We start from the raw sequence: 23578 nt of genomic DNA, 5'->3' as shown, positions 1-23578 counted from the left end.
CCTGTACTTCCTGCACCCGGACGCGGGGGCGGGGTCCCGCGCCGGGGGGGGGGGGCGCTCCCCGGCGGCGGGCGGGGCCCCCCCGCCCCGGGGCGGACCCCTGTCGTCGCGCAGGGCTGCGCAGCGGGCGGCACAGGACAGAGACCCGCCCGAGAACGGAACTCCGTCCTCGGGCGGGTCTCTGCGTCAACCGGTCGGAGCCGGTCAGGCGTCGCCGCCGGCCGCGCCCGGGTCGGCCGCGGCCACGTCGAGCAGCTGGTAGCGGTCGATCGCCGACTTCAGCAGCGAGCGGTCGATCTTGCCCTGCTTGGCCAGCTCGGTGAGGGTGGCCAGGACGATCGACTGGGCGTCGATGTGGAAGAAGCGCCGGGCCGCACCGCGGGTGTCGGCGAAGCCGAAACCGTCGGCGCCGAGCGACTGGTACTGGCCGGGCACCCAGCGGGCGATCTGGTCCGGGACGGCGCGCATCCAGTCGGAGACGGCCACGAACGGACCCTCGGCCCCGGAGAGCTTCGTGGTCACGTACGGGACGCGCTGCGGCTCCTCCGGGTGGAGCAGGTTGAACTCCTCCGCCTCGACGGCGTCGCGGCGCAGCTCGTTCCAGGAGGTGGCCGACCAGACGTCCGCCTTGACGTTCCACTCCTCGGCGAGGATGCGCTGCGCCTCCAGGGCCCACGGCACCGCCACGCCGGAGGCGAGGAGCTGCGCGGGGATCTGGCCGGCGTCGCCGTCCTTGAGCTTGTAGATGCCCTTGAGGATGCCGTCGACGTCGACGCCCTCCGGCTCGGCCGGCATCTTGATGGGCTCGTTGTAGACGGTCATGTAGTAGAAGACGTCCTCGCCGTGCGGGTGCTCGGCGGAGGAGCCGTACATGCGGCGCAGGCCGTCCTGGACGATGTGGGCGATCTCGTACCCGTAGGCCGGGTCGTAGGCGACCACGCCGGGGTTGGTGGAGGCCAGCAGCTGGGAGTGGCCGTCGGCGTGCTGCAGGCCCTCGCCGGTGAGGGTGGTGCGGCCGGCGGTGGCGCCGATGACGAAGCCGCGGGCCAGCTGGTCGGACATCTGCCAGAACTGGTCGCCGGTGCGCTGGAACCCGAACATCGAGTAGAAGACGTACACCGGGATCAGCGGCTCGCCGTGCGTCGCGTAGGACGAGCCGGCGGCGATCAGCGAGGCGGTGCAGCCGGCCTCGGAGATGCCGTCGTGCAGCATCTGGCCGCTCGGGGACTCCTTGTACGCCAGCAGCAGCTCGCGGTCGACCGACTCGTAGGTCTGGCCGAGCGGGTTGTAGATCTTGGCGGACGGGAAGAGCGAGTCCATGCCGAAGGTGCGGTACTCGTCCGGCGCGATCGGCACGAAGCGGTTGCCGATGCCCTTGTCCCGCATCAGGTCCTTGAGCACCCGGACGAACGCCATGGTGGTGGCGATGGTCTGGTTGCCGGAGCCCTTCTTGACCGCCTTGTACGCGTCGTCGCCCGGGAGTTCGAGCTTGCGCGGGCGGACCTTGCGGGTGGGCACGTAGCCGCCGAGCTCCTCGCGGCGGTCGTGCATGTACTGGATCTCTTCCGAGTTGCGGCCCGGGTGGTAGTAGGGCGGGTAGCCCTCGTCGAGCTGCTTGTCGGTGATCGGCAGGTGCAGCCGGTCGCGGAAGCGCTTCAGGTCCTCGACCGTCAGCTTCTTCATCTGGTGGGTGGCGTTGCGGCCCTCGAAGTTGGGGCCCAGCGTCCAGCCCTTGACGGTCTGCGCCAGGATGACGGTCGGCTGGCCCTGGTGCTCGCGGGCGGCCTTGAACGCGGCGTAGACCTTGCGGTGGTCGTGGCCGCCGCGGCCGAGGTGCTGGATCTGCTGGTCGGTCATGTTCTCGACCATGGCGCGCAGGCGCAGGTCGCCGCCGAAGAAGTGCTCGCGGATGTACGCGCCGGTCTCGGTGGCGTAGGTCTGGAACTGGCCGTCCGGGGTGGTGTTCAGCTTGTTGACCAGGACGCCGTCGCGGTCCTGGGCCAGCAGCGGGTCCCAGGTGCGGTCCCAGATCAGCTTGATGACGTTCCAGCCGGCGCCGCGGAACTGCGACTCCAGCTCCTGGATGATCTTGCCGTTGCCGCGGACCGGGCCGTCGAGGCGCTGCAGGTTGCAGTTGACCACGAAGGTCAGGTTGTCCAGGCCTTCGCGGGCGGCCAGGGACAGCTGGCCGAGCGACTCCGGCTCGTCCATCTCGCCGTCGCCGAGGAAGGCGTACACGTGCGAGTCGGAGGTGTCCTTGATGCCGCGGTGCTCCAGGTAGCGGTTCATCCGGGCCTGGTAGATCGCGCCGAGCGGGCCGAGGCCCATCGAGACGGTCGGGAACTCCCAGAAGTCCGGCATCAGCCGCGGGTGCGGGTAGCTGGACAGGCCGAACGGCGCCTTGGACTTCTCCTGCCGGAAGGCGTCGAGCTGCTGCTCGGTCAGCCGGTCCAGCAGGAAGGCGCGGGCGTAGATGCCCGGCGAGGCGTGGCCCTGGAAGAAGACCTGGTCGCCGGACTCGCCGTCGGCGTCCTTGCCGCGGAAGAAGTAGTTGAAGCCCACGTCGTACAGCGACGCCGAGGAGGCGAAGGTGGCGATGTGGCCGCCGACGCCGATGCCCGGCCGCTGGGCGCGGGAGACCATGACGGCCGCGTTCCAGCGCGTCGCGTTGAGGATCTTGCGCTCGATCTCCTCGTTGCCGGGGAAGAACGGCTCGTCCTTGGTGGCGATGGTGTTGACGTAGTCCGTGCTGCGCATCTCGGGCACGGCGACACGCTTTTCACGGGCGCGCTCGATCAGCCGCAGCATCAGGTAGCGGGCACGCTCGCGCCCGCGCTCGTCGATGGCAGCGTCAAGCGACTCCAGCCATTCCGCGGTCTCCTCGGGATCGAAGTCCGGGACCTGGCTCGGGAGGCCGCCAATGATGATCGGGTTGCGATCGGATCCGGAAGCCACGCTGTTCCTTCACTGTCGGTCGAAACTGAGTTGTCGCGCCGCCTCCATCGTGCTACCGCGTTCGGAGATCCGTCATCTCTACCGATCGGTAACCGTTCCGCCGGTTGGGCGGTACGGTCAGGAGGTGGTCCGACCTGGGACCCCGGCCGGACAATGGCGGCCGACCGGGATGAGGGCCAACAGGAGACTTTACGCCCGCACCCAGGGCAGACCCGAATGCCGTTCGCATCTCGGGCAGGCGTACGGCCCGTTCGCGGGCGGGCGACGACGCGTCCCCGTCCCGCGCGGATCCGGACATTTGGTGCGATTGGCCACGCCAGGTGCGGCGTGTCGGCCCTCGACACGTCAACCTTTGGGTGGGATCGGGGGTCGGGTACTTGCGCGAACCGCCGCTCCCGTGTGGACTACGGCCACAGCCTCGGCATGGATGCCGAGCCGAATACTGGAGGTTATTCCCGTGAGCGCGACCGCGGACCCCGCGGACAAGTCCAACCCGGCGCTTCGTCTGGGCTTCGAAGAGGGCCAGATCATTCAGGAGCTCGGGTACGACGAAGACAGTGACGACGAGCTCCGCGAGGGCGTCGAGGAGATCACTGGCACCGAACTCGTCGACGAGGACTACGACGACGTCGCCGACGGCGTCCTGCTGTGGCACCGCGACGAGGACGGGGATCTCACCGACGCCCTGGTCGACGCCCTGGAGTACCTGGCGGAGGGCGGTCTGATCTGGCTGCTCACCCCGAAGACCGGCCGCGACGGGCACGTCGAGGCGCACGAGATCGCCGACGCCGCGAAGACCGCCGGCCTGTCGCAGACCAGCTCGGTGGCGATCGCCAAGGACTGGGCGGGCACCCGCCTGGCCACCCCGAAGGCCTCGAAGACCGGCAAGCGCTGAGCTTCGGGCCGCGAGCACCCGCGGGCCCCGGCGGAGACGACTCCGCCGGGGCCCGCGCGCGTGCCGCCGCCACCCTGTTCTCTGAGAGCTGAACAGTGCGCCGATCGGCCCCGGACCTCACCCGAACGGCCGAACCGGGGCGGACGGAATGGGAGGATCTCCCTGCCCGCACCACCCGTCCCGGCAGGAAGGTCCCCTCATGGCCATCGAGATCGGCGCCCAGGCCCCCGACTTCGAGCTGAAGAACCAGCACGGCGAGTCGGTGAAGCTGTCCGACTTCCGCGGCGAGAAGAACGTCGTCCTGGTCTTCTACCCGTTCGCCTTCACCGGCGTCTGCACCGGCGAGGTCTGCGAGATCCAGAAGGAGCTGCCGCGCCTGCAGAACGACGCCGTCCAGGTGCTCGCCGTGTCCGCCGACTCGCCGTTCTCGCTGCGGGTCTTCGGCGACCAGCAGGGCCTGGAGTACCCGCTGCTGTCCGACTTCTGGCCGCACGGCGAGGTCTCCCGCGCCTACGGCGTCTTCAACGAGGAGAAGGGCTGCGCGGTGCGCGGCACCTTCGTGATCGACAAGGACGGCGTGGTCCGCTGGAGCGTCGTCAACGGCCTCCCGGACGCCCGCGACACCCAGGAGTACCTGGCCGCCCTCGGCGCGCTCTGACGGCCCCGGCCCGGCGCGCAGCCGATTTCCGCTGCGCGCCGGGCCGAGTCGCCGCCGCCGGCCGGGAACCCCGCACTACGATCGGGCCGTTGACGGATCGGGAACCCGACTTCTTGGAGGACCACGTGGGTGTCAGCCTGAGCAAGGGCGGCAATGTCTCGCTCACCAAGGAGGCGCCCGGCCTGACCGCCGTGGTCGTCGGCCTCGGGTGGGACGTGCGCACCACCACCGGCACGGACTTCGACCTGGACGCGAGCGCGCTGCTCTGCACCGAGCAGGGCCGGGTCCGCTCCGACGCCGACTTCATCTTCTTCAACAACCTGAAGAGCGCCGACGGCTCGGTCGAGCACACCGGCGACAACCTCACCGGCGAGGGCGAGGGCGACGACGAGCAGATCAAGGTCCACCTGGCCGGCGTCCCGGCCGACGTGGCCAAGATCGTCTTCCCGGTGTCGATCTACGACGCGGAGAACCGGCAGCAGAGCTTCGGCCAGGTCCGCAACGCCTTCATCCGGGTGGTCAACCAGGCCGGCGGCGCCGAGATCGCCCGCTACGACCTCTCCGAGGACGCCTCCACCGAGACCGCGATGGTCTTCGGCGAGCTGTACCGCAACGGCGCCGAGTGGAAGTTCCGCGCCATCGGCCAGGGCTACGCCTCCGGCCTGCGCGGCATCGCCCAGGACTTCGGCGTCAACGTCTGAGTCCAGGTCCGAGTCCACGGCGCCGGGGGCGCCGTCCCCGAGCCGCCGTCGTGCACGGTGCGGGCCGGGTCCGTTCGCGGGCCCGGCCCTCGGCGTTCCCGGGGTGCTTCCACCCGCCCGGTCCCCCCGTGGATCCGCGGGCGTGCTGCGGCGCCCCGGGGGCGCGCCGGGCGGGTTCCGGCCGGTCGCCGCCGCGGGGGAGACGGGGGTGCTTGATAGATTCGGCCGCGATCCGTCCACCGGCCGGGGGTGTGCGCGCGGGCGATCCGGGCCCGCGCGCAGGGGCTTCCGGAGCAGGTGGAGCAGACGGAGTTCAGGAAGTTCAGTCGGGTGTGCAGCACTGGACGGCCGCCGGGGGGCGTAGATCTCTTGGGGTGCGTCCTTCGGACGTGCCCCGCCGGACCGGCCCTCCCGGGCGGTCCGACGGCGGACCACCGCTGCACACCCCGGGAGCCCCGGAGACGGGAGCTGGGAGGAAAGTCCATGACCGTCACCCTCGCCAAGGGCGGAAACGTCTCGCTGACCAAGGCCGCGCCGGACCTGACGCAGGTTCGGATCGGCCTCGGCTGGGACGCCCGGTCCACCACCGGCGCGCCGTTCGACCTCGATGCCAGCGCGCTGCTGTGCGCGGCCGGCCGGGTCCTCGGCGACGAGTACTTCGTGTTCTACAACAACCTGCGCAGCCCCGAGGGCTCGGTCGAGCACCAGGGCGACAACCTCACCGGTGACGGCGAGGGCGACGACGAGGTGGTCGAGGTCCACCTCGACCTCGTGCCGGTGCAGATCGACAAGGTCGTCTTCGCCGTCTCCATCTACGACGCCGATGCCCGGCTGCAGAGCTTCGGGCAGGTCTCCAACGCCTACATCCGCGTGGTCAACGTGTCCGACGGCAGCGAGATCGCGCGCTACGACCTCACCGAGGACGCGTCCGGCGAGACCGCGATGATCTTCGGCGAGCTGTACCGCTACCAGGGCGAGTGGAAGTTCCGGGCCGTCGGCCAGGGCTACGCCTCCGGCCTGCGCGGCATCGCGCTCGACTTCGGCGTCAACGTTCAGTAAGCACCCCGGAATCGGTCAATTCCGGTAGTCAGAAAGGTAACTGACCCCGTGTTCCTCCGTACGTTCGGATGGTCCTTCGCCATCACGATCGCCGGCCTGATCGCCGCCGGCCTGATCTGGGGGGCCGAAGGATTCGGCGTCGTCCTGATCCTCTCGATCCTCGAGATCTCCCTGTCCTTCGACAACGCCGTCGTCAACGCCACCGTCCTCAAGCGGATGAACCCGTTCTGGCAGAAGATCTTCCTGACGGTCGGCGTGCTGATCGCGGTCTTCGGCATGCGGCTGGTCTTCCCGCTGCTGGTGGTGGCGCTGACGGCGCACCTCAACCCGTCGACGGTGGTCCAGCTGGCGCTGGACTCCAGCAAGACCCACGACGGCCACACCTACGCGCAGTACCTGGAGGCCGCCAACCCGGCGATCGCCGCGTTCGGTGGCATCTTCCTGCTGATGATCTTCCTCGACTTCATCCTGGACGAGAAGGAGTTCAACTGGCTGCGCTGGGTGGAGAAGCCGCTGGAGAAGATCGGCAAGCTGGAGGCCCTCTCCTCGGTCGTCGCGCTGGTGGTGCTCGCCCTGTCGTCCCGGTTCTTCGCCGGTGACCGCGCCGAAACGGTCCTGCTCGCCGGGGTCTGCGGCCTGGCCACCTACCTCGCCGTCAACGGCCTGTCCGGGGTGTTCGAGGCCGGCCTGGAGGAGCAGGAGGAGGCCGAGCACGAGGCCGAGCGCAAGGGCAAGTCGATCGTCCAGGTCGGCGGCAAGGCGGCGTTCTTCCTGTTCCTCTACCTGGAGGTCCTGGACGCGTCGTTCTCCTTCGACGGCGTGGTCGGCGCGTTCGCCATCTCGCAGGACATCTTCCAGATCACCCTGGGCCTCGGCATCGGCGCGATGTACATCCGCTCGCTGACCGTCTTCCTGGTCCGCAAGGGCACCCTGGACGACTACGTGTACCTGGAGCACGGTGCGCACTACGCGATCGGCGCGCTGGCGATGATCCTGCTCGCCTCGATCAAGTACCACATCCCGGAGATCGTCACCGGCCTGATCGGCGTCGCCTTCATCGGCGCCGCGCTGGCCTCCTCGATGATCCGCAACAAGCGCGAACAGGCGCTGGACGGCACGGCGGCCGAGAGCTAGCCGGCGCCCGCGCCGTCGAACACGAGAGCCGCCCACCGGGAACTCCCCGGTGGGCGGCTCTCGTCGTGCGGGCGTCAGCCGAGCTGCTGCTCGATCGCGCGGAGCTTGCGCTCCAGCGAGTCCAGCTTCGGCATCGACAGGGTGTCCTCGTCCATCGTCAGGTCGATGCTGGACGAGTACGAGCCGCTGCTGCTGCCCGTGCCGCCGGAGGTCGATTCGACGGCGGCGCGGGGGCGGCGGCCGGCGTTCAGGGCGGCGGGCTCCAGGGCGGACGGGCCGCTCCGGTCGACGGCGGGTTCCTCGGCGGCTAGGGCAGGCTCCGTAGCGGACGACGGGGAGTCGCCCGCCGCGGCCAGCGCGGGCACCTGGCGGGCGTGCCGGGCCCGGGCCAGCACGCCGTTCTGCCGGGCGATCGCCTTCAGTTCGGCCCGCTCGCGGCGGTCGGCGCTGCGGGCGCGGACCTTGGCGTCCAGCTTGGCCTGGCGCTCCTCGCGCACCTCCTCGACGGCCTCGTCCAGGCTGCGGACGTTCTCCAGCAGCATCAGCGACCAGGCGGCGTAGGTCTCGCGGGGGGCGCGCAGCCAGCGGACCACGCGGATCTGCGGCAGCGGGCGCGGCACCAGGCCCTGCTCGCGCAGCGCGGCGCGGCGGGTCTGCTTCAGCGCGCGGTCGAACAGCACGGCCGCCGAGATCGACATGCCGGCGAAGAACTGCGGGGCGCCGTCGTGCGCACCGCCGCGCGGCGCGTGCACCCAGTTGAACCAGGCCGAGGCGATGGCGAACAGCCACACCAGCATCCGGGAGCCGAGCGCCGCGTCACCGTGGCTGGCCTCGCGGACGGCGAGCACGGAGCAGAACATGGCCGCGCCGTCCAGGCCGAACGGGACCAGGTACTCCCAGCCGCCGGACAGGTTCAGGTTCTGCTGGCCGAAGCCGACCAGGCCGTGGAACGACAGCGCGGCGGCGACACCGGCGCAGCAGAACAGCAGGACGTACGAGGCACCGCCGTAGATGGCCTCCTTGCGGCGGCGGCGCTCCTCGCTGCGCTCCCAGGAGTCGCCGGACTCTTCGGGCTTGTTGTTCTTGAAGCGCAGGAAGGCCACCAGGATGGCGGTGAACAGCAGGGCTGCACCGCCGACCACGGCCCAGACCAACTGTATGGAGGAGAGGTTCATCGCGGGGAGGGCCTCGGCTTTCCGCAGGGCAGGGGGAAGTTGGAGGTGACGTGACGCACGGGACAACGCACGGGACACCTGTGCGGAGAGACGATATCGCGTCCGAGGGGCAGGCATCGTACGGGAGTGACGATCCCTCTGCCAGCGGGCCCCGCCAGCGGGTTGACGTTGACTCAGGGGCCCGTGGATGGGTATGGAGAGGTCGAGAACAGTACCGGTGCTGGGGGAGGACGCGATGGTTTCGGTGTGGGAGTTCCTGAAAGGGGACCGCAGCAGCAGCTTCGACACCGGTGGGCAGTTCAAGATCACGCTGACCAAGTCCCAACCGCAGCACGCCATCACGGGCTCCGCCGCGACCACCGGCTACCTGTACATCAACCTGCACTGGTCGACCCGCAACGCCGAACGGCCGACCGCGGGCAGCGCGCTGCGCCGGTTCTTCGACCCGCGGATCCTGCGCCCCCTGGAGCCCGCCACCGCCGGCTCCGCTCCCGTCAGCGTCGACCTCGACCTGGCGTGCCTGTACGAACTCGCCGACGGCACCCGGGGCGTGGTGCAGCCGCTCGGCCGGCTGTTCGGCGACCTGAACAAGCCGCCCTACATCAAGCTCTCCGGTGACGACGTGTCAGGCGCGCCCTCCGGCGAGACGATGCACATCAACCTGGAGAAGAAGGACCAGTTCAAGCGGCTGCTGGTGTTCGTCTACATCTACGACGACACCCCGGCGTTCGACCGCACCCAGGCGGTGGTCACCATCGTCCCGCAGAGCGGCCCGCGGATCGAGATCAAGCTGGACGAGCGGGCCGCCGCGGCCCGCTCCTGCGCCGTGGTGCTGATCGAGAACGACGGCGACGGCAAGCTGACGATCCGCCGCGAAGTCCGGTACGTGCACGGCTTCCAGTCCGACCTGGACCGGCTGTACGGCTTCGGCATGCAGTGGGAGCGCGGCTACAAGACGCCCTCCGAGCCGGCCGGCTGAAGTCCCGCGCGGCTCAGCGCGGCTGGAACTGCGGGCCCTGCGGCGGCAGCGCGAACGGCGCGCCCGGCTGCTGGGGCTGCGGCGCGGCCGGCTGCTGCGGCAACGGCTGCTGATGGGCCGGGGGTTGCTGCGGGTAGCCGTAGCCCGCGGCCTGCGGCTGCGGGTAGCCGTACCCGCCGGCGGCCGGCTGGGGCGGGACCGGCGGGTAGCCGTACCCCTGCGGCTGGGGCTGCGGCGGCGGGTAGCCGTACCCGGCGGCCTGCGCGGCGTGGTGGACGGTCGGCGGCAGCGCGGGCGGCGGCGGGGGCGCGATCGGGGCGGGCGGCGCGGCGACCGGCTCGGCGACCGCGGCGGCGGGGGCAGCCGCGGGGGCGGCGGCGGGCAGGGCCGGGGCGAGCGTCCAGTCGTCCTCGTCCACCGCGAGCGGCGCGGCGACCGGCTCGGCGGCCGCCGCCGGACCGGGCAGCCGCGGGTCGGCGGCCAGCGGGGCGCCGCCGTCGCCGGCGGAGTCCTCCACGGTGATGCCGAAGTCGGTGGCCAGCGCGATCAGCCCGTCCACGTACCCCTGGCCGACCGCGCGGAACTTCCAGCCGCCCGAGCGCCGGTACAGCTCGGCGGCGACCAGCGCCGTCACCTGCTCGTGCTCGTCGACGGCGAACTCGGCCAGCGCGGGCGTCCCTTCGGGCGCGCCGGCGTCGAACAGCAGCACCCGCAGGCCGGGCACCGCCGGGAACGCGCCGCCCTCGGAGGAGCCGGCCAGCACCACCCGGTCCACCCCGGCCGGCAGCTTCGCCAGGTCGATCTCCACCGCGTCCCAGATCCAGCCGTCCGCGGCCTGCTTGGGCAGGTGGCGGACCAGGCCGGACGGGTGCCGGGGCTGGTTGTAGAACACGAAGTCCGCGTCGTCGCGGACCCTGCCGTCGCCGGCCAGCAGCAGGGCCGAGGCGTCCACGTCCGGGATGCCCGGGGTGTCCGTCCAACGCAGGACGGCACGGACGGCGCCGGCCGTCAGCGGGATGTTGGCGCCCTTCGCCATCACATGCGTCATAACGCACCATCCTGCCGCCTGCCGGGGGCCCGGGACAACGCGGGGCGCGGCATCGGCGAGCCACCGCGGCGGTGCGGACGGACGCCGGCCGCAGCGGCGGATGACGGTGCCGACAAGCTTGCGAGAATTCGATGTTTCGAACGCCTCCACCGGCCTCGTCCGGTCGTACGATGGGCGGCCGGCGGCCCGGTGCCCCCCACCCCGCCGCGGCGACCGCGCACCGGCGAACTATCCGGCCGCGCCAACCGTCCAAGTGTCGAGGCCTCAGCCGTTCCCGGCCCCGGACGGGGCCCCCACAGACCACAGCGGGAGAGCACTTTGCGCCACTTCGGGCATCTCGCGGACGACGTCCGCAACCGGCTCTTTCACGAGCAGCCCGCCGCCTTCGACCGGGACAGCCCGGCGGACGTCCTGGCCACCGCGCTCGGCGCCACGCTCTACAGCCCCGCGACCCGCCCCACCCTGGCCCGCGACATCCGCAGGCAGGCCGCCCGCGGCGTCGTCTCCATGGTGCTGTGCCTGGAGGACGCGATCGCCGACCACGAGGTCGCCGGCGCCGAGCACAACCTGGTCGCCCAACTCGCCGAACTGGACGCGGACTCCGGCGGCGCCGACCTGCCGCTGCTGTTCGTCCGGGTCCGCGCCCCCGAGCAGATCACCGACCTGGCCCGGCGGCTCGGCCCCGCGCTGCGGCTGCTCAGCGGCTTCGTGGTGCCCAAGTTCACCGAGGACAGCGGGCTGCCGTTCCTGGAGGCGCTGACCGGCGCCGAAGAGGCGGGCGGGCAGCGGCTGTTCGTCATGCCGGTGCTGGAGTCGCCGGAACTCGCCCACCTGGAGAGCCGCCGCGAGCAGCTGTTCGGCATCGCCCGGCTGCTCGACAAGCACCGCGAACGGGTCCTCGCCGTCCGGCTGGGCGTCACCGACCTGTGCTCCGCGTACGGGCTGCGCCGCTCGCCCGACCTGACCGCGTACGACGTGGCGCTGGTCGCGCAGGTGATCGGCGACGTGGTCAACGTGCTGGGCCGCGCCGACGGCACCGGGTTCACCGTCACCGGGCCGGTCTGGGAGTACTTCCCGCTCCAGGAGCGGATGTTCAAACCGCAGCTGCGCCGCACCCCGTTCGCCGAGGCCACCCCGCCCGCCGACCGGGTCCGGCAGCGGCTCATCGAACACGACCTGGACGGGCTGATCCGGGAGATCGAACTCGACCGCGCCAACGGCCTGCTCGGCAAGACCTGCATCCACCCCAGCCACGTCGCCGCCGTGCACGCGCTGTCCGTGGTCACCCACGAGGAGCTGTGCGACGCCCGCGACATCCTGCAGCAGCACCGCGGCGGCGGCGGGGTCAGCCGCTCCACCTACACCAACAAGATGAACGAGGCCAAGCCGCACCGGGCCTGGGCCGAGCGGGTCCTGCTGCGCGCCGAGGTGTTCGGCGTCGCCCGCGCCGAGGTCTCCTTCGCCGAACTGCTCTCCGCCTGCGTCGCCTGACCCGGCGTCAACCGATCGGACGACCGCCGCCTCCACCGGACGGCGACCGGAGCCGCCCCGATCGGCGCGCCGGGCATCGCCGGACGGCCGATCCGCGGGCCCCGTACGCTCGAACCCGGACGCGCACCCGTGCGTCCTACCAGGCACCACCAGCACCACCCGCACCACGCGTACCGCCCGTCGTCGCGATGAGAGGAGCCCCGATGACCGCCGACACCACCGCCCCCGGGCCGGTCGGGGCAGAGCCCTGGACCGGCCAGTGGGTCACCGACCGGCTCGGCCTGCGCCTCACCGGCGGGCCGGAACTCACCGCGCTGATCGGCCTCGCACTGCGCCGCAACCCCAAGCGCGCCCATCTGCTGGTCTCCCAGGTCCTCGGCAAACACGTCCCGCAGCGGCCCGAGGTGGTGCACGGCGCCGGCCTCGAACTCGGCCGCCGGGTCGCCGAACTGCTCGGCCCCGCCGACACCGCGCGCGCCGTGGTGCTCGGCTACGCGGAGACCGCCACCGCCCTCGGCCACAGCGTCGCCGACGGCCTCGACGCGCCCTACCTGCACTCCACCCGCCGCCCCGTGCCCGGCCTCGCCCCGCTCGGCGGCTTCGAGGAGGAGCACTCGCACGCCACCAGCCACCTGCTCCTCCCCGAGGACCCGGCACTGCTCGCCGGCGACGGCCCGCTGGTCCTGGTCGACGACGAGTTCTCCACCGGCACCACCGTCCTCAACACCGTCCGCGCCCTGCACGCCGCCCACCCCCGCGAGCGGTACGTCGTGGTCGCCCTGGTCGACCTGCGCACCCCCGCCGACCGGGCCCGCCTGCAGGACGCCGCGGCCGCCCTCGGCGCCCGCCTCGACCTGGTGGCCACCGCGGGCGGCGGCGTCCACCTGCCCGACGACGTGCTGGACCGCGCCCGCGCGCTCATCGACGCCGCCCCCGAACAACCGCAACCGGCCGACCCGCAGGGCGAGCTGACCCGCCTTCGGCTGCCCTGGCCCGACGGCCTGCCCGACGGCGGCCGGCACGGCTTCACGCCCGCCCACCGCCGCCGCCTCGACGCCGCGCTCCCCGCCCTCGGCGCCGCCCTCGCCGGCGCCGTCGGCCCCCGCCCCCGCCGCGTCCTGGTGCTCGGCTGCGAGGAGCTGATGTACGCCCCGCTGCGCCTCGCCGACGCCCTGCAACGCGAACTCCCGGACGCCGAGGTGCGGTTCTCCACCACCACCCGCTCCCCGGTGTTCGCCCACGACCACCCCGGCTACGCGATCCGCACCCGGCTCGCCTTCACCGCCCACGACGACCCGGCCGGCGACGACTCCACCGAGCGCTACGCCTACAACGTCGCCCCCGGCAGCGACCCGGCCCGCCGCTTCGACACCGTCGTCCTGGTCGTCGACGACCCCGCCGACACCCCCGCCCTGCACTACGGCCCCGACGCCCTGCTGCCACGCCTGCGCACCACCACCGACCACGTGGTGCTCGCCGTTCTCCCGTCGTACCGCCCCGCGCCACCCGCCTGACGCCCCGCCGACCACCCGCTGACCGAGCATCACCCCTGCGCACCCCACCGAAGGCCCGGCATGACCCCACACACCGCCCCGTCCCCGCCCACCGCCCGCCCGCTGCACGGACCGGCCTTCTCCAGCTACCCGGCCGAGGACGTCACCTGGCTGCTCAAGGACCTCTCCGACGTCCACCTCGAAGCGCCCACCGAGGAGCGCGAGGAGGCCGTGCAGTCCGGCGGCGCCCACTACGCCGAATCGCTGCCCGTCGAGTACCAGCCCGACGCCGAGTACCAGCAGCTGTTCCACACCGCGCTGGACGCCTCCGCGGCCCGCCTCGCCACCGCCGTCGGCGCCGTCGCCGAGACGCTGCTGCGCGAACGCGGACCGCACCTGGTGCTCGCCTCGCTGGCCCGCGCCGGCACACCCGTCGGCGTCCTGATCCGCCGCTGGCTGGCCCACGCCCACGGCCTCGACGTGCCGCACTACACCGTCTCCATCGTCCGCGGCCGCGGCATCGACCGGGTCGCGCTCCAGCACCTCGCCGCCCACCACCGCCCCGCCGACGTCGTCTTCGTCGACGGCTGGACGGGCAAGGGCGCCATCACCCGCGAACTCGACCAGGCGCTCGCCGGCACCGGCTTCGACCCCGACCTCGCCGTCCTCGCCGACCCCGGCAGCTGCGTGCGCACCTACGGCACCCGCGACGACTTCCTGATCCCGTCCGCCTGCCTCAACTCCACCGTCTCCGGCCTGATCTCCCGCACCGTGCTGCGCGCCGACCTGACCGGGCCGGGCGAGTTCCACGGAGCCAAGTTCTACCGGCAGCTGGCCGGCGCCGACGTCTCCGCCCGGTTCGTCGACACCGTCGCCGCCGCGTTCCCCGCCGTCGCCGACGCCGTCGCCGCCGAGAGCGCCCGCCTCGCCACCGCCGACCGCACCCCCACCTGGGAGGGCTGGGCGGCCGTCGAACGCATCAGCGCCGAGTACGGCATCGACAGCGTCAACCTGGTCAAGCCCGGCGTCGGCGAGACCACCCGGGTCCTGCTGCGCCGCGTCCCCTGGCGCATCCTCGCCCGCCGCGGCACCGGCGCCGACCTCGACCACGTCCGGCTGCTCGCCGACCGGCGCGGCGTCCCCGTCGAAGAGGTCGACGACCTGCCGTACAGCTGCGTCGGCCTGATCCACCCGCGCTACACCCGTGGCGCCACCGGCGCGGACGGCACCGCCGTCCACACCTGACCCTGCCCCCGACCGAAGGAGACCCCGCCCGTGCCGCAGTTCCTGGTCGCCAGCGACCTCGACCGCACCCTCGTCTACTCCAACCGCGCGCTCGCCCTGGACGTGCCCGACCGGCTCGCCCCGCGGCTGCTCTCGGTGGAGGTGCACGACGGCAAGGCGCTCTCCTTCATGACCGAGAAGGCCGCCGAACTGCTCGCCGAACTCGCCGAGCAGGTCCCGGTGGTCCCGATCACCACCCGCACCCGCACCCAGTACGAGCGGATCAACCTGCCCGGCCCCACCCCCGGCTGGATCCCCCCGTACGCGGTCTGCTCCAACGGCGGCCACCTGCTGGTCGACGGCGTGCCCGACCCCGACTGGCAGCGCGAGATCCGCACCAGGCTGGACGCCGCCAGCGCCCCCCTGCCCGAGGTGGTCGAACACCTCGCCATCGCCGCCGACCCGGAGTGGACGCACAAGCGGCGGGTCGCCGACGACCTGTTCGCCTACCTGGTGGTCGAACGCGCCGAACTCCCCGCCGGCTGGATCGACGACCTCACCGCCTGGTGCGCCGACCGCGGCTGGACGGTCTCCCTCCAGGGCCGCAAGGTCTACGCGGTGCCCGCACCGCTCTCCAAGAGCGCCGCGCTCGCCGAGGTCCGCCGCCGCACCGGCGCGCAGACGGTCCTCGCCGCCGGCGACTCCCTGCTCGACGCGGAACTGCTGCTCACCGCCGACCACGGCTGGCGGCCCGGCCACGGCGAACTCGCCGAGACCGGATGGGTCGCCGACGGCGTCACCGCGCTCACCGAGATCGGCGTCGCCGCCGGCGAGGAGATCGTCCGCCGGATGCTGGCCCGGGTCCGGGCCGGCGCGGTGACGGCCGCCGCCGTCTGACGCACCGTCACCGCGCGGGCGGTCAGCCGCAGCAGCCGCCACCGCAGCAGCCGCCACCGCCGCCGCTCGGCGCGGGGGCGGCGGCACCGGCCGCGCCGGTGACGGCGACGGTCGACAGCAGCTTCACCGTGTCGGGGTGGCCCTGGGGGCAGACGGCCGGGTCGTTGGCCTGGGCCATCGGGCGGTTCAGTTCGAACGTGGCTCCGCAGGAGCGGCAGCGGAAGTCGTAACGAGGCATGGTCAGCAGGGTACCGAGGGGCGGCCGCGAACCGGTGCCCCCTCGGCCCCCGGTCCGGGCCGGTCCGGTTTGCGTCGGCCGGCCGCACCGGGTCCGCCCGGCGTCTCCGCTCGAACGACCGGTGTGTCCGGTGTGTTCGGTGTGTCCGGTCAGTGGCCCCGGATCATCGTGACCACCTCGGCCGCGGTCTCCCGCACCGCCGCCAACTCGGTCAGGAACTGCCAGTAGTCGGGGTGCCGTCCCGCCTCCTCCAGCGAGGCCACCGCCCGGTCCAGGCGGCCCACCGCCGCGTCCAGCGGACCGGCGTGCCGCGGATCCGGCGCTTGCCGGCCCGCCATCGCCAGCCGCTGCGCGTCGCGCAGCGCGAACCGGGCCCGCTCGATCTCCCGCTGCGGGTCGTGCTGCACCTCGTTCAGCTGTCGCAGCCGCTCGTTGACCGCCGTCACCGAGCCCTCCGCAGTGTCCAGCAGCGCCCGCACCGTGCCGATCGCCGCCGTGGCGTCCGCCCAGCGCTGGTCGCCGCGGGCCTTCACCGCGTCCGTCAGCCGCGACCGGGCGCTGCGCACCGCGTCCGCGGTCTGCGCGGACACGTGCTGCAGGTCCTGCCAGCAGGCCATCGAGAACCGCCGCCGCAGCTCGCTCAGCGCGGGCTCCACGGTGCCGGCCCGGTTCTCCAGCGCGTCGATGCGGGTCCGCAGGGTGCCCACCCGGCGGTCGATCTCCCCGGCCCGCTCCGGCAGGCCCGCCGCCTCCGCCCGGACCGCCTCGGCCCGCCGCACCACGTCCTCCGCGCGCTGCAGGGTGGCCGGCACGCCGTGCTGCGACACCCCCTGGTTCAGCCTGGTCAGCTCCGGCGCCAGCTCGGCCAGCCGGGCCGCCAGGTCGTCCGCCTTCAGCCCGGCGCCGCGGGCCTGCTCCAGCGCGGTGTGCGCGGCCAGCAGCGCCTGCTTGGCCCGCTCCACGGCCGGCGTGACCCGGATCAGCTGCGCCTCGGCGTGCTCCACCAGCGGCTGCAGCCGTCCCACGAACGTGCCCAGCTCGGTCCGCTTGGCGTCCAGCTCGCGCTTCGCCTGCTCCAACTGCTGCTTGGCGCGGAACGCCGCCGACGGGTCCAGCTCGGCCGCCTCCAGGTCGACCGCGTCCAGCGCGCCCAGGTAGGCCACCGTCACCTGGTCGATCCGGGCCACCAGGTCCGCGAACTCCTGCTCCACCCGACGGGCGGTGGCCGGCTCGCCCGCCGACTTCACCGTCTCCACGGCGAGCAGGGCGTCCCGCTGCGCCGAGTCCAGCTCGTAGAACGACTCCTGCGCCGCCTCCCGGGCCGCCCTGGCGTCCGCGCGCGCGCCGTCCCGACGGCCGCCGCCCCACCAGCCGCCCCGACCCCCGCCACCGCCGCCGGCCACCCTCACCACGCGCTCCCTGCTCCGTTCCGTCCAGTCACGCCACTCGCCATTCTTCCCGATCACCCGCCCCGCCCGGCACCCCCCGGGACACCCCCCTTCCGCACGGGGCGGCGAACCACTCCCGGGACCAGGTAGTCTGTCCACTCGTCGTGCGACCGGCCCCACCGGTCCACCGCGGCGGGGGCGCATAGCTCAGCGGTAGAGCGCCGCCCTTACAAGGCGGATGTCGGCGGTTCGAAACCGTCTGCGCCCACAGTGTGTGAACAGCACCGGAGCCCCGGACCAGAACCGGTCCGGGGCTTTTGACATCTCCGTCCGACATCGACGGGGCTTGCGGAGCAGCCGGTCGATGTCCGCCGGCGCCTCGCGCCGGGTGTCCCGACGCCCTTGCAGCGGCCACTCGATCCCGGTCCAGCCCGGAGTCCGGGCCGTTGCGCGAGGCCCGCCGCTCCTCATGCGGGAGGCCCTGCGGCACAGGAGCACCTGGGAGCCGCCGTCCTCGGCACCGGTCCGGCCGGTGCCCGCGCGCTGTACCCGACACGGCCCGCGAGCCTGGACCCCGAGGAACGAGGAAGCTCACCAATTCGCCGTAGGAGCGGCGACCTCGGGAGCTCATTCCACGGCCGCCGCTCCCTCCCGCTCCGTCGGGTTCGTCAGCTGCGGATCAGACGGCTGACGAAACCGGCCGCACACAGGCGCTCGAACGCGGCCCGGACCTCGGTCGGGACTTCCTGCGGGATGGTGAATCCCTTGGCGGGGTACAGCATCACCCGCTGCATGGCGCCCGCGAGCATGTCGATGACGAGCTTCGCGTCGCCGATGCCGGCGACGTAGTCGCTGAACTCCACCGGCTCCGAGGCGCACACCACGTCCACGTCGGGCCACAGCTGCCGGAAGGTGGCGAAGGACCGTCGTTCCTCGTACGGCTTGCACACCACGAGCACCGAGGTGACCGGAACCCGCGCGGCAGCCAGCACCTCTCGGGAGAAGACGACGTTCTGACCGGTGTTCGCCGCGTTCGGCTCAGCCAGGATCGCCGAATCGGGGACGCCGAGAGCCATGGCGTGCTCGCGGTAGTGAACCGCTTCACCGCGCGGAAAGCGTGCGGCGGTGGTCGGGCTGGTCGCCCCGGTGAAGACCACCAGCGGAAACAGGCCGTCGCGGTAGAGCCGCGCGGAGTGGCTCGCCACTCCCAGGTCGTGGCTGCCCAATCCGATTCCGACCGAGCACCGCTTGGGCGTGTGGTGCATCAGCTGGTAGTCCCAGACCACCTGCGCGTCGCGCCACGCGCTCGGGGTGACGTCCCGCTCTTCGCTGCCCCTGCTCGTCAAGCCATGCTCCCCTGATCGCCGTGGACGTCGTCCGAAGCCGCCGTTGCCGGCCACGTGACCACCGCATTGTCCGCTCTGCGTGAGGCTGTTCGGTGCGTTCGGCCTCCCCGGAGCAGCAGGCTGGACAGGGACGGCGCCGAACGGAGCGAGGGAGACGTCATAGAGGGGCTGGCTGGTTGCGAGTTTCGCCACTTCCTCAAGGGCCGCCCCGGCGCGGGCTGACAGCAGGTGGAAGTAGGCGGTGGAGACACGGTGTGACCAGTGACAGCAGCCCCGGACCCGATCGCGGTCCCGGGGGCCGCTCCTCTCGTTTCGTCGGCGGGAGGTGATTGCGGGGCGGCTGGTGGCCCGGTTGCATGGCGGGATGGAGAACGGTGGGGCCGGCCGGCCGGTGGTGTACGTGTTGGGGGCGGCGGCGGGGGCGGTGTTCGGGTTGCCCGGGGCGGTGCGGGAGGCTCGGGGGCGGGGGTGGGAGGTGGCGGTCGGGCTGACGCCGACGGCGCGGGGGTGGTTGGAGGCGCAGGTGCCTGAGTTGGAGGAGTTGACGGGGTATCCGGTGAAGTCGGCGTACCGGTGGCCGGGGCAGCCGGATGTGCTGCCGCCGCCGGACGCGGTGCTGTTCGCCCCGGCCACGTTCAACTCCTTCAACAGCCTGGCTCTCGGCCTGACCACGTCCTGGGTGGTCGGCTACGCGGCCGAGGCTCTCGGCAAGGGCGTCCCGGTGCTCGTCATGCCGTGCGTCAACACGGCGCTCGCCGCCCACCCCCAGTTCGTCCGCAGTGTGGCGACGCTGCGCGGGGCGGGCGTTCACGTCCTGCTCGGTGCGGGCGGCTTCGTCCCGAGCGAGCCCGGCAGCGGTGACGCCCGCCCGTATCCGTGGGACGCGGCGCTGCGGGCGGTGGCGGAGGTGCTGGGGCGGTGACGATTGAGGCGGAGTTGAAGGCCCGGGTGGCGGACCCGGCGGGACTGGTGGCGCGGCTGACGGCGTGGGCCGGGGAGCCGGGACGGGAGGAGGTGTACCGGGACGTGTACTTCGACCGTCCCGGTGGGGAGTTGGGGGCGGGCGGGGCCGAGGTGCGGGTGCGGACGGTGACCGGGGCGGCCGGGACGCGGGCGGTGCTGACCTACAAGGGTGCGGCGGTGGACGAGGCGTCGGGGTCGAAGCCGGAGACCGAGACGGCGGTCGGTGACCCGGCGGCGGCGCGGGCGATCCTGCGCGGGGCCGGCCTGGTGGAGACGCTCGCCTTCGAGAAGCACTGCCGGAACTGGGAGTTGACCGAGGACGGCCGTCCGCTGCTGGCGACCGTGGTGGAGGTGCCCGAACTGGCCGGAGTGTTCCTGGAGGTGGAGACCCCGGCCCGGGACGCCGCGGACCTGCCGGCGGCCCTGGCGGCCGTCCGCCGCGCGCTGCGCCGCCTCGGCGTGCCGGACGCGGACCTCACCACCGAGCTGTACACGGACGCCGTCGTCCGGGAGAGGATCGCGCACTGAGGCCGACCAGCCTGCGGGCCGACGCGCGAGCCGGCGTGCGGCCCGACGCCCGGCGCAGCGTGGGCAGCCCGTCGGGCGGAAGCCGAGCCCGGCCCGACGTTCAGAGCAGCTTGCGCGGTCCGACGGACGGAAGCGGGTCGGAGTCCTCCCGGTAGCGGTGCAGGAGGGCCTGCGCCGCCTCGCCGCGCAGCTTCGCGGCGAGGCGGGTCGGGAGCACCAGGGTGCAGAGCAGTCCTTCGCCGCCGGGGCCTTCGACGAGCCAGGAGCTCCAGGGGAGTTGGAGGGTGGCGGCGGGGCTGAAGGCGATCGGGCGGTGGCCGGCCAGCGGGAGGTCGTGCAGGCCGAGGCGGCACCAGCTGGAGAGGGTGAGGGTGCGTCGGGCGGGGTCGAAGCCGGCGGGCACGCAGTCGGTGATCCGGTCCGGTCCGATGCTCCGCAGGAACCGCAGGTTGCTCCGGGCGGAGAGGTGCCGTTCGGTGAACTCCTCGACGGCGGTGCGCAGTTCGGCGGCGTACCGGGCGGGGGTAGTGCCGGGGCGGAGCGGCAGGCGGATCTCGCCGAGCAGGTTGCCGAGGGCGCCGTCGGGCAGGCCGAGGATGCGTCGCAGGTTGACCGGCACGGTGAGGGTCTGTTCCCGGTCCGCCCGGCCGTCGAGTTCGCGCAGGGTGTGCAGCAGGTGGGCGCAGAACGCGTCGTTGACGGAGAGCCGGCGGCCGGCCTCGGCGGCGAGGGCGGTGCGCAGGCGTTCGGCCTCGGCGGAGGAGAACCAGAGCTGCACGGTGCGGTTGGCGAGGCCGGCGGCGGCGACGGTGCGCCGCAGTTCGGCGGCCTCCTCGGGGGAGGGCAGGCGCAGCGAGGGGGTGCCGCCGTCCTGGGCGGGCAGGTGGGCGTCGAGTTGGCGGTCGCGGTCGGCGGTGGGGGAGAGGGCGGGCGGTGCGGTGCCCTCGGTGCAGGCGGACCAGGTGCGCAGCAGCAGGGCGAAGGTGTGCATGTCGCCGACGGCGTGGTGCCAGGAGACGCCGAGGGCGCCGGTGCCGTCGGCGAGGCGGTTGAGCCGGACGGTGAGCAGCGGCAGGCGTTCGCGGCGGGCGTCGGCGGCGCGGACGTGGTCGACCAGGCCGTTGGCGGGCAGTGCCGTCCGGTCGAGGGCCTCGGTGAGGATCCAGGGGGCGTCGGCGACGGTGAAGGGGACGCCGGAGTCGTCGGTGTCGATGTGGAGGTCGCCGTCGGTGCCGGTGCGCAGGCGGCCGGCGAACTCGGGCAGCCGGTCGAGGGCGCGGGCGAGTCCGGCGGCGAGGGCGTCGGCGTCGAGGTGGCGGTCGTGGAAGAGGACCACGGAGACGGGGAGGTCGGCGAGCAGCAGGTCGCCGACGGAGCAGCGGACGGGACCGGGCCCGGGGCGGCCGGCCCGGACGGTGCGGATTTCGGTGTCGGACGTCAGCGTGCCGGTCATGCCGGTCCCCTCCCTGGAGTGACGGGGGAACCATAGGGGCCTGCGGGCGGCGGAAACCAGAGGTGTTCGAACGGTCGTTGACGCGGCGTCCGGGGGACCGGTTCCTGCTTCGGACAGGTATGTGGCGTTTCTCATACTGATGTCCGAAAGGGCCGGAACGGGGCGAGGTGCGGTTTTCGTCCCGGGATGAGACCCGACTTGCGGGGCCGAAACGAAGGCGAATCCCCTTGGACGATCATGCAATCGACGGAAACTGAGCCTATCAGTGCATTGAAACCCAGGTAAACGGTGGGCTGTCACCCTGACAAGCTGCGGAAACAGTGGGAGTTACGGTTCCCGCATGGTTCAGCTCGACAATCGCCCGCGGCCCGGCGCCGACGTCGCCGCCGGGTCGGACGCCCCCGGCGGCGTCCGGTCCAAGGGCCTCAACAGCAACTCGGTGGGCCTGCTCGGCAACGCCGTGATCGGCGTGTCCACGGTTGCCCCGGTGTACTGCCTGACCACGACGCTGGGTACCACCGTGGCAGCCGTCGGCCTGCAGATGCCGGCGCTCTTCCTGGCCGGCTTCCTGCCGATGATGCTGGTGGCCTTCGCCTACCGGGAGCTGAACAAGGCGATCCCCGACAGCGGGACCTCCTTCACCTGGACGGTGAAGGCGTTCGGCCCGAAGGTCGGCTGGATGTGCGGCTGGGGCCTGGTGATCGCCACCATCATCGTGCTGTCCAACCTCGCGGGCGTCGCCACCGAGTACCTGTACCTGCTGCTCGGCGAGATCACCCGCAGCGACTCGGTCGCCGCGCTCAACGACAACAAGCTGGTGCACGTGGTCACCTGCCTGGGGCTGATCGCGATCGCCACGATGATCAGCTACCGCGGCATGACCGCCACCAAGGGCGTCCAATACGCCCTGGTCGGCCTGCAACTGGCCGTCCTGGGCCTGTTCGGCGTCATGGCGGTCGTCAAGGCCACCGGCCACGGCGCCGCCGGGTCGCTGCACTTCTCCTGGAGCTGGCTCAACCCGTTCGCGGCCAGCTCCTTCACCGCGTTCGTGGCCGGCCTGTCGCTGTCGCTGTTCATGTACTGGGGCTGGGACGCCTGCCTGAGCGCCAACGAGGAGACCGGCGGCAGCGAGAAGACCCCCGGGCGGGCCGCGATGCTCGCCATGGTCGTGCTGGTCGGCTCCTACCTGTTCACCGCCGTCGCGGTGCAGATGTACGCGGGCGTCGGCACCACCGGCACCGGCCTCGGCAACCCGGAGACCTCGTCCAACGTGCTCGCCGTGCTGGCCGGCCCGGTGATGGGCCCGGTCCTCGGTGTGCTGCTGTTCGTCGCCGTGCTGGCCTCCGCCTCCGCCAGCCTGCAGACCACCTTCATCCCGGTCAGCCGCACCGTGCTGGCGATGAGCGTCTACGAGGCGCTGCCCGCCTCCTTCACCACGGTCAACGAGCGGTACAAGACCCCGGGCCGGGCGATCGTCACGGCCGGCGTCGGCACCGGCGCGTTCTACACCGTGATGACGCTGGTCAGTTCGCACGTGCTGGCCGACACCATCGCCGCACTGACGCTGATGATCTGCTTCTACTACTCGCTGACCGCGTTCGCCTGCGCCTGGTACTTCCGCGGCGACTTCCGCAGGTCGCTGCGCGACGCGGTGCTCAAGGTGGTCTTCCCGGTGATCGGCGGCGTCACCCTGGCCGCGATCTTCGGCAAGTCGATGGTCGACATGATCGACCCGTCCTACGGCAGCGGCAGTTCGGTGTTCGGCATCGGCAGCGTCTTCGTGGTCGGTGCCGGTCTGCTGGCGCTGGGCCTGGTCGTGATGGCCGTGATGGTCCGCCGCAGCCCCGCGTTCTTCCGCGGCGAGGTGCTCACCCGCGACACCCCCGCGCTGATCATCCCCGACTGAGCCGGGGAGCACGTGCGAAGGGCCCCGGAACCGGGGCCCTTCGTGCG

At 72.7% G+C, this 23578-nt stretch carries 18 protein-coding genes, 1 tRNA gene and 1 pseudogene; 13 read left to right on the top strand and 7 right to left on the bottom strand.

Translation table 11 applies throughout. From position 1 onward, the window contains the following. Positions 1–204: 204 nt before the first annotated feature. Positions 205–2955, bottom strand: coding sequence for a pyruvate dehydrogenase (acetyl-transferring), homodimeric type (gene aceE / locus ACFV1L_RS28360; protein ID WP_380370952.1), 2751 nt, complete (start codon positions 2953–2955; stop codon positions 205–207). 457 nt (positions 2956–3412) lie between these two features. Between aceE and ACFV1L_RS28355 the strand changes: the two genes are divergently transcribed. The 5 genes from ACFV1L_RS28355 (at position 3413) to ACFV1L_RS28335 (ending at position 7402) form a co-directional block, all read left to right on the top strand. Further along, a complete protein-coding gene (locus ACFV1L_RS28355) occupies positions 3413–3850 on the top strand; it encodes a DUF3052 domain-containing protein (protein ID WP_035862329.1) in 438 nt (145 codons plus the stop codon). A 199-nt stretch (positions 3851–4049) separates the two neighbouring features. Next, positions 4050–4508 carry a peroxiredoxin gene (locus tag ACFV1L_RS28350; RefSeq protein ID WP_380370949.1) on the top strand — a complete coding sequence of 153 codons (459 nt, stop codon included), beginning with the start codon at positions 4050–4052 and terminating at the stop codon, positions 4506–4508. 125 nt (positions 4509–4633) lie between these two features. Continuing rightward, positions 4634–5209, top strand: a complete 576-nt coding sequence (locus ACFV1L_RS28345; RefSeq protein WP_380370959.1) for a TerD family protein — start codon at positions 4634–4636, stop codon at positions 5207–5209. A gap of 483 nt (positions 5210–5692) precedes the next feature. Further along, entirely contained in the window at positions 5693–6268 is a 576-nt protein-coding gene (locus tag ACFV1L_RS28340; protein ID WP_380370946.1) for a TerD family protein, read from the top strand. A 48-nt stretch (positions 6269–6316) separates the two neighbouring features. Beyond that, entirely contained in the window at positions 6317–7402 is a 1086-nt protein-coding gene (locus tag ACFV1L_RS28335; RefSeq protein ID WP_380370943.1) for a DUF475 domain-containing protein, read from the top strand. Between the two features lie 74 nt (positions 7403–7476). Here ACFV1L_RS28335 and ACFV1L_RS28330 read toward each other — a convergent pair whose 3' ends face one another. Continuing rightward, entirely contained in the window at positions 7477–8577 is a 1101-nt protein-coding gene (locus ACFV1L_RS28330; protein ID WP_380370940.1) for a DUF2637 domain-containing protein, read from the bottom strand. Between the two features lie 187 nt (positions 8578–8764). Between ACFV1L_RS28330 and ACFV1L_RS28325 the strand changes: the two genes are divergently transcribed. Further along, positions 8765–9556, top strand: coding sequence for a Tellurium resistance (locus ACFV1L_RS28325; protein ID WP_380370937.1), 792 nt, complete (start codon positions 8765–8767; stop codon positions 9554–9556). 13 nt (positions 9557–9569) lie between these two features. Here ACFV1L_RS28325 and ACFV1L_RS28320 read toward each other — a convergent pair whose 3' ends face one another. Next, on the bottom strand, positions 9570–10604 hold the full coding sequence (locus ACFV1L_RS28320) for a TerD family protein (RefSeq protein WP_380370935.1): 1035 nt from the start codon (positions 10602–10604) through the stop codon (positions 9570–9572). 318 nt (positions 10605–10922) lie between these two features. Here ACFV1L_RS28320 and ACFV1L_RS28315 point away from each other — a divergent pair, with 318 nt between their 5' ends. The 3 genes and pseudogenes from ACFV1L_RS28315 to ACFV1L_RS28305 all read left to right on the top strand — a co-directional run bounded on the left by ACFV1L_RS28315 (position 10923) and on the right by ACFV1L_RS28305 (position 15709). After that, positions 10923–12095 (top strand): HpcH/HpaI aldolase/citrate lyase family protein, encoded by a 1173-nt coding sequence (locus ACFV1L_RS28315; protein WP_380370932.1) that lies wholly within the window; start codon positions 10923–10925, stop codon positions 12093–12095. A gap of 188 nt (positions 12096–12283) precedes the next feature. Continuing rightward, positions 12284–14833: pseudogene (locus ACFV1L_RS28310) on the top strand (phosphoribosyltransferase). Positions 14834–14863: 30 nt separating this feature from the next. After that, on the top strand, positions 14864–15709 hold the full coding sequence (locus tag ACFV1L_RS28305) for an HAD family hydrolase (RefSeq protein WP_380370929.1): 846 nt from the start codon (positions 14864–14866) through the stop codon (positions 15707–15709). Positions 15710–15731: 22 nt separating this feature from the next. Here ACFV1L_RS28305 and ACFV1L_RS28300 read toward each other — a convergent pair whose 3' ends face one another. Further along, positions 15732–15947 (bottom strand): zinc ribbon domain-containing protein, encoded by a 216-nt coding sequence (locus ACFV1L_RS28300; protein ID WP_380370926.1) that lies wholly within the window; start codon positions 15945–15947, stop codon positions 15732–15734. Positions 15948–16096: 149 nt separating this feature from the next. Continuing rightward, positions 16097–17350 (bottom strand): hypothetical protein, encoded by a 1254-nt coding sequence (locus ACFV1L_RS28295; RefSeq protein WP_380370957.1) that lies wholly within the window; start codon positions 17348–17350, stop codon positions 16097–16099. Positions 17351–17531: 181 nt separating this feature from the next. Here ACFV1L_RS28295 and ACFV1L_RS28290 point away from each other — a divergent pair. Further along, positions 17532–17603 (top strand) — tRNA-Val (locus tag ACFV1L_RS28290). Between the two features lie 400 nt (positions 17604–18003). Here ACFV1L_RS28290 and ACFV1L_RS28285 read toward each other — a convergent pair. Then, positions 18004–18600, bottom strand: a complete 597-nt coding sequence (locus ACFV1L_RS28285) for a YdcF family protein (RefSeq protein ID WP_380370955.1) — start codon at positions 18598–18600, stop codon at positions 18004–18006. Positions 18601–19045: 445 nt separating this feature from the next. Here ACFV1L_RS28285 and ACFV1L_RS28280 point away from each other — a divergent pair, with 445 nt between their 5' ends. Both ACFV1L_RS28280 and ACFV1L_RS28275 read left to right on the top strand, forming a co-directional pair. Next, positions 19046–19603: a flavoprotein gene (locus tag ACFV1L_RS28280; protein WP_380370923.1), complete on the top strand. Its 558-nt coding sequence runs from the start codon at positions 19046–19048 to the stop codon at positions 19601–19603. Next, positions 19600–20172, top strand: a complete 573-nt coding sequence (locus tag ACFV1L_RS28275; protein ID WP_380370921.1) for a class IV adenylate cyclase — start codon at positions 19600–19602, stop codon at positions 20170–20172. The genes ACFV1L_RS28280 and ACFV1L_RS28275 overlap by 4 nt, the downstream gene beginning before the upstream one ends. 100 nt (positions 20173–20272) lie before the next feature. On the opposite strand, the gene ACFV1L_RS28270 is transcribed toward ACFV1L_RS28275, so the two are convergent. Then, positions 20273–21625 (bottom strand): acyltransferase, encoded by a 1353-nt coding sequence (locus ACFV1L_RS28270; protein WP_380370918.1) that lies wholly within the window; start codon positions 21623–21625, stop codon positions 20273–20275. Between the two features lie 340 nt (positions 21626–21965). Between ACFV1L_RS28270 and ACFV1L_RS28265 the strand changes: the two genes are divergently transcribed. Beyond that, positions 21966–23531 carry an APC family permease gene (locus ACFV1L_RS28265; RefSeq protein WP_380370916.1) on the top strand — a complete coding sequence of 522 codons (1566 nt, stop codon included), beginning with the start codon at positions 21966–21968 and terminating at the stop codon, positions 23529–23531. Positions 23532–23578: the final 47 nt, after the last annotated feature.

The sequence above is a fragment of the Kitasatospora sp. NPDC059646 genome (assembly GCF_042734615.1).
Classification (GTDB): Bacteria; Actinomycetota; Actinomycetes; order Streptomycetales; family Streptomycetaceae; genus Kitasatospora.
This window is presented reverse-complemented; position numbering and strand designations above follow the sequence as displayed.

Bases quoted from the DNA above. Each gene is read 5' to 3' on its own strand.
- ACFV1L_RS28350 (WP_380370949.1), top strand. From the start codon at position 4,050: ATGGCCATCGAGATCGGCGCCCAGGCCCCCGACTTCGAGCTGAAGAAC.
- ACFV1L_RS28340 (WP_380370946.1), top strand. From the start codon at position 5,693: ATGACCGTCACCCTCGCCAAGGGCGGAAACGTCTCGCTGACCAAGGCC.
- ACFV1L_RS28330 (WP_380370940.1), bottom strand. From the start codon at position 8,577: ATGAACCTCTCCTCCATACAGTTGGTCTGGGCCGTGGTCGGCGGTGCA.
- ACFV1L_RS28325 (WP_380370937.1), top strand. From the start codon at position 8,765: ATGGGTATGGAGAGGTCGAGAACAGTACCGGTGCTGGGGGAGGACGCG.
- ACFV1L_RS28320 (WP_380370935.1), bottom strand. From the start codon at position 10,604: ATGACGCATGTGATGGCGAAGGGCGCCAACATCCCGCTGACGGCCGGC.
- ACFV1L_RS28300 (WP_380370926.1), bottom strand. From the start codon at position 15,947: ATGCCTCGTTACGACTTCCGCTGCCGCTCCTGCGGAGCCACGTTCGAA.
- ACFV1L_RS28285 (WP_380370955.1), bottom strand. From the start codon at position 18,600: ATGCACCACACGCCCAAGCGGTGCTCGGTCGGAATCGGATTGGGCAGC.
- ACFV1L_RS28280 (WP_380370923.1), top strand. From the start codon at position 19,046: ATGGAGAACGGTGGGGCCGGCCGGCCGGTGGTGTACGTGTTGGGGGCG.
- ACFV1L_RS28270 (WP_380370918.1), bottom strand. From the start codon at position 21,625: ATGACCGGCACGCTGACGTCCGACACCGAAATCCGCACCGTCCGGGCC.
- ACFV1L_RS28265 (WP_380370916.1), top strand. From the start codon at position 21,966: ATGGTTCAGCTCGACAATCGCCCGCGGCCCGGCGCCGACGTCGCCGCC.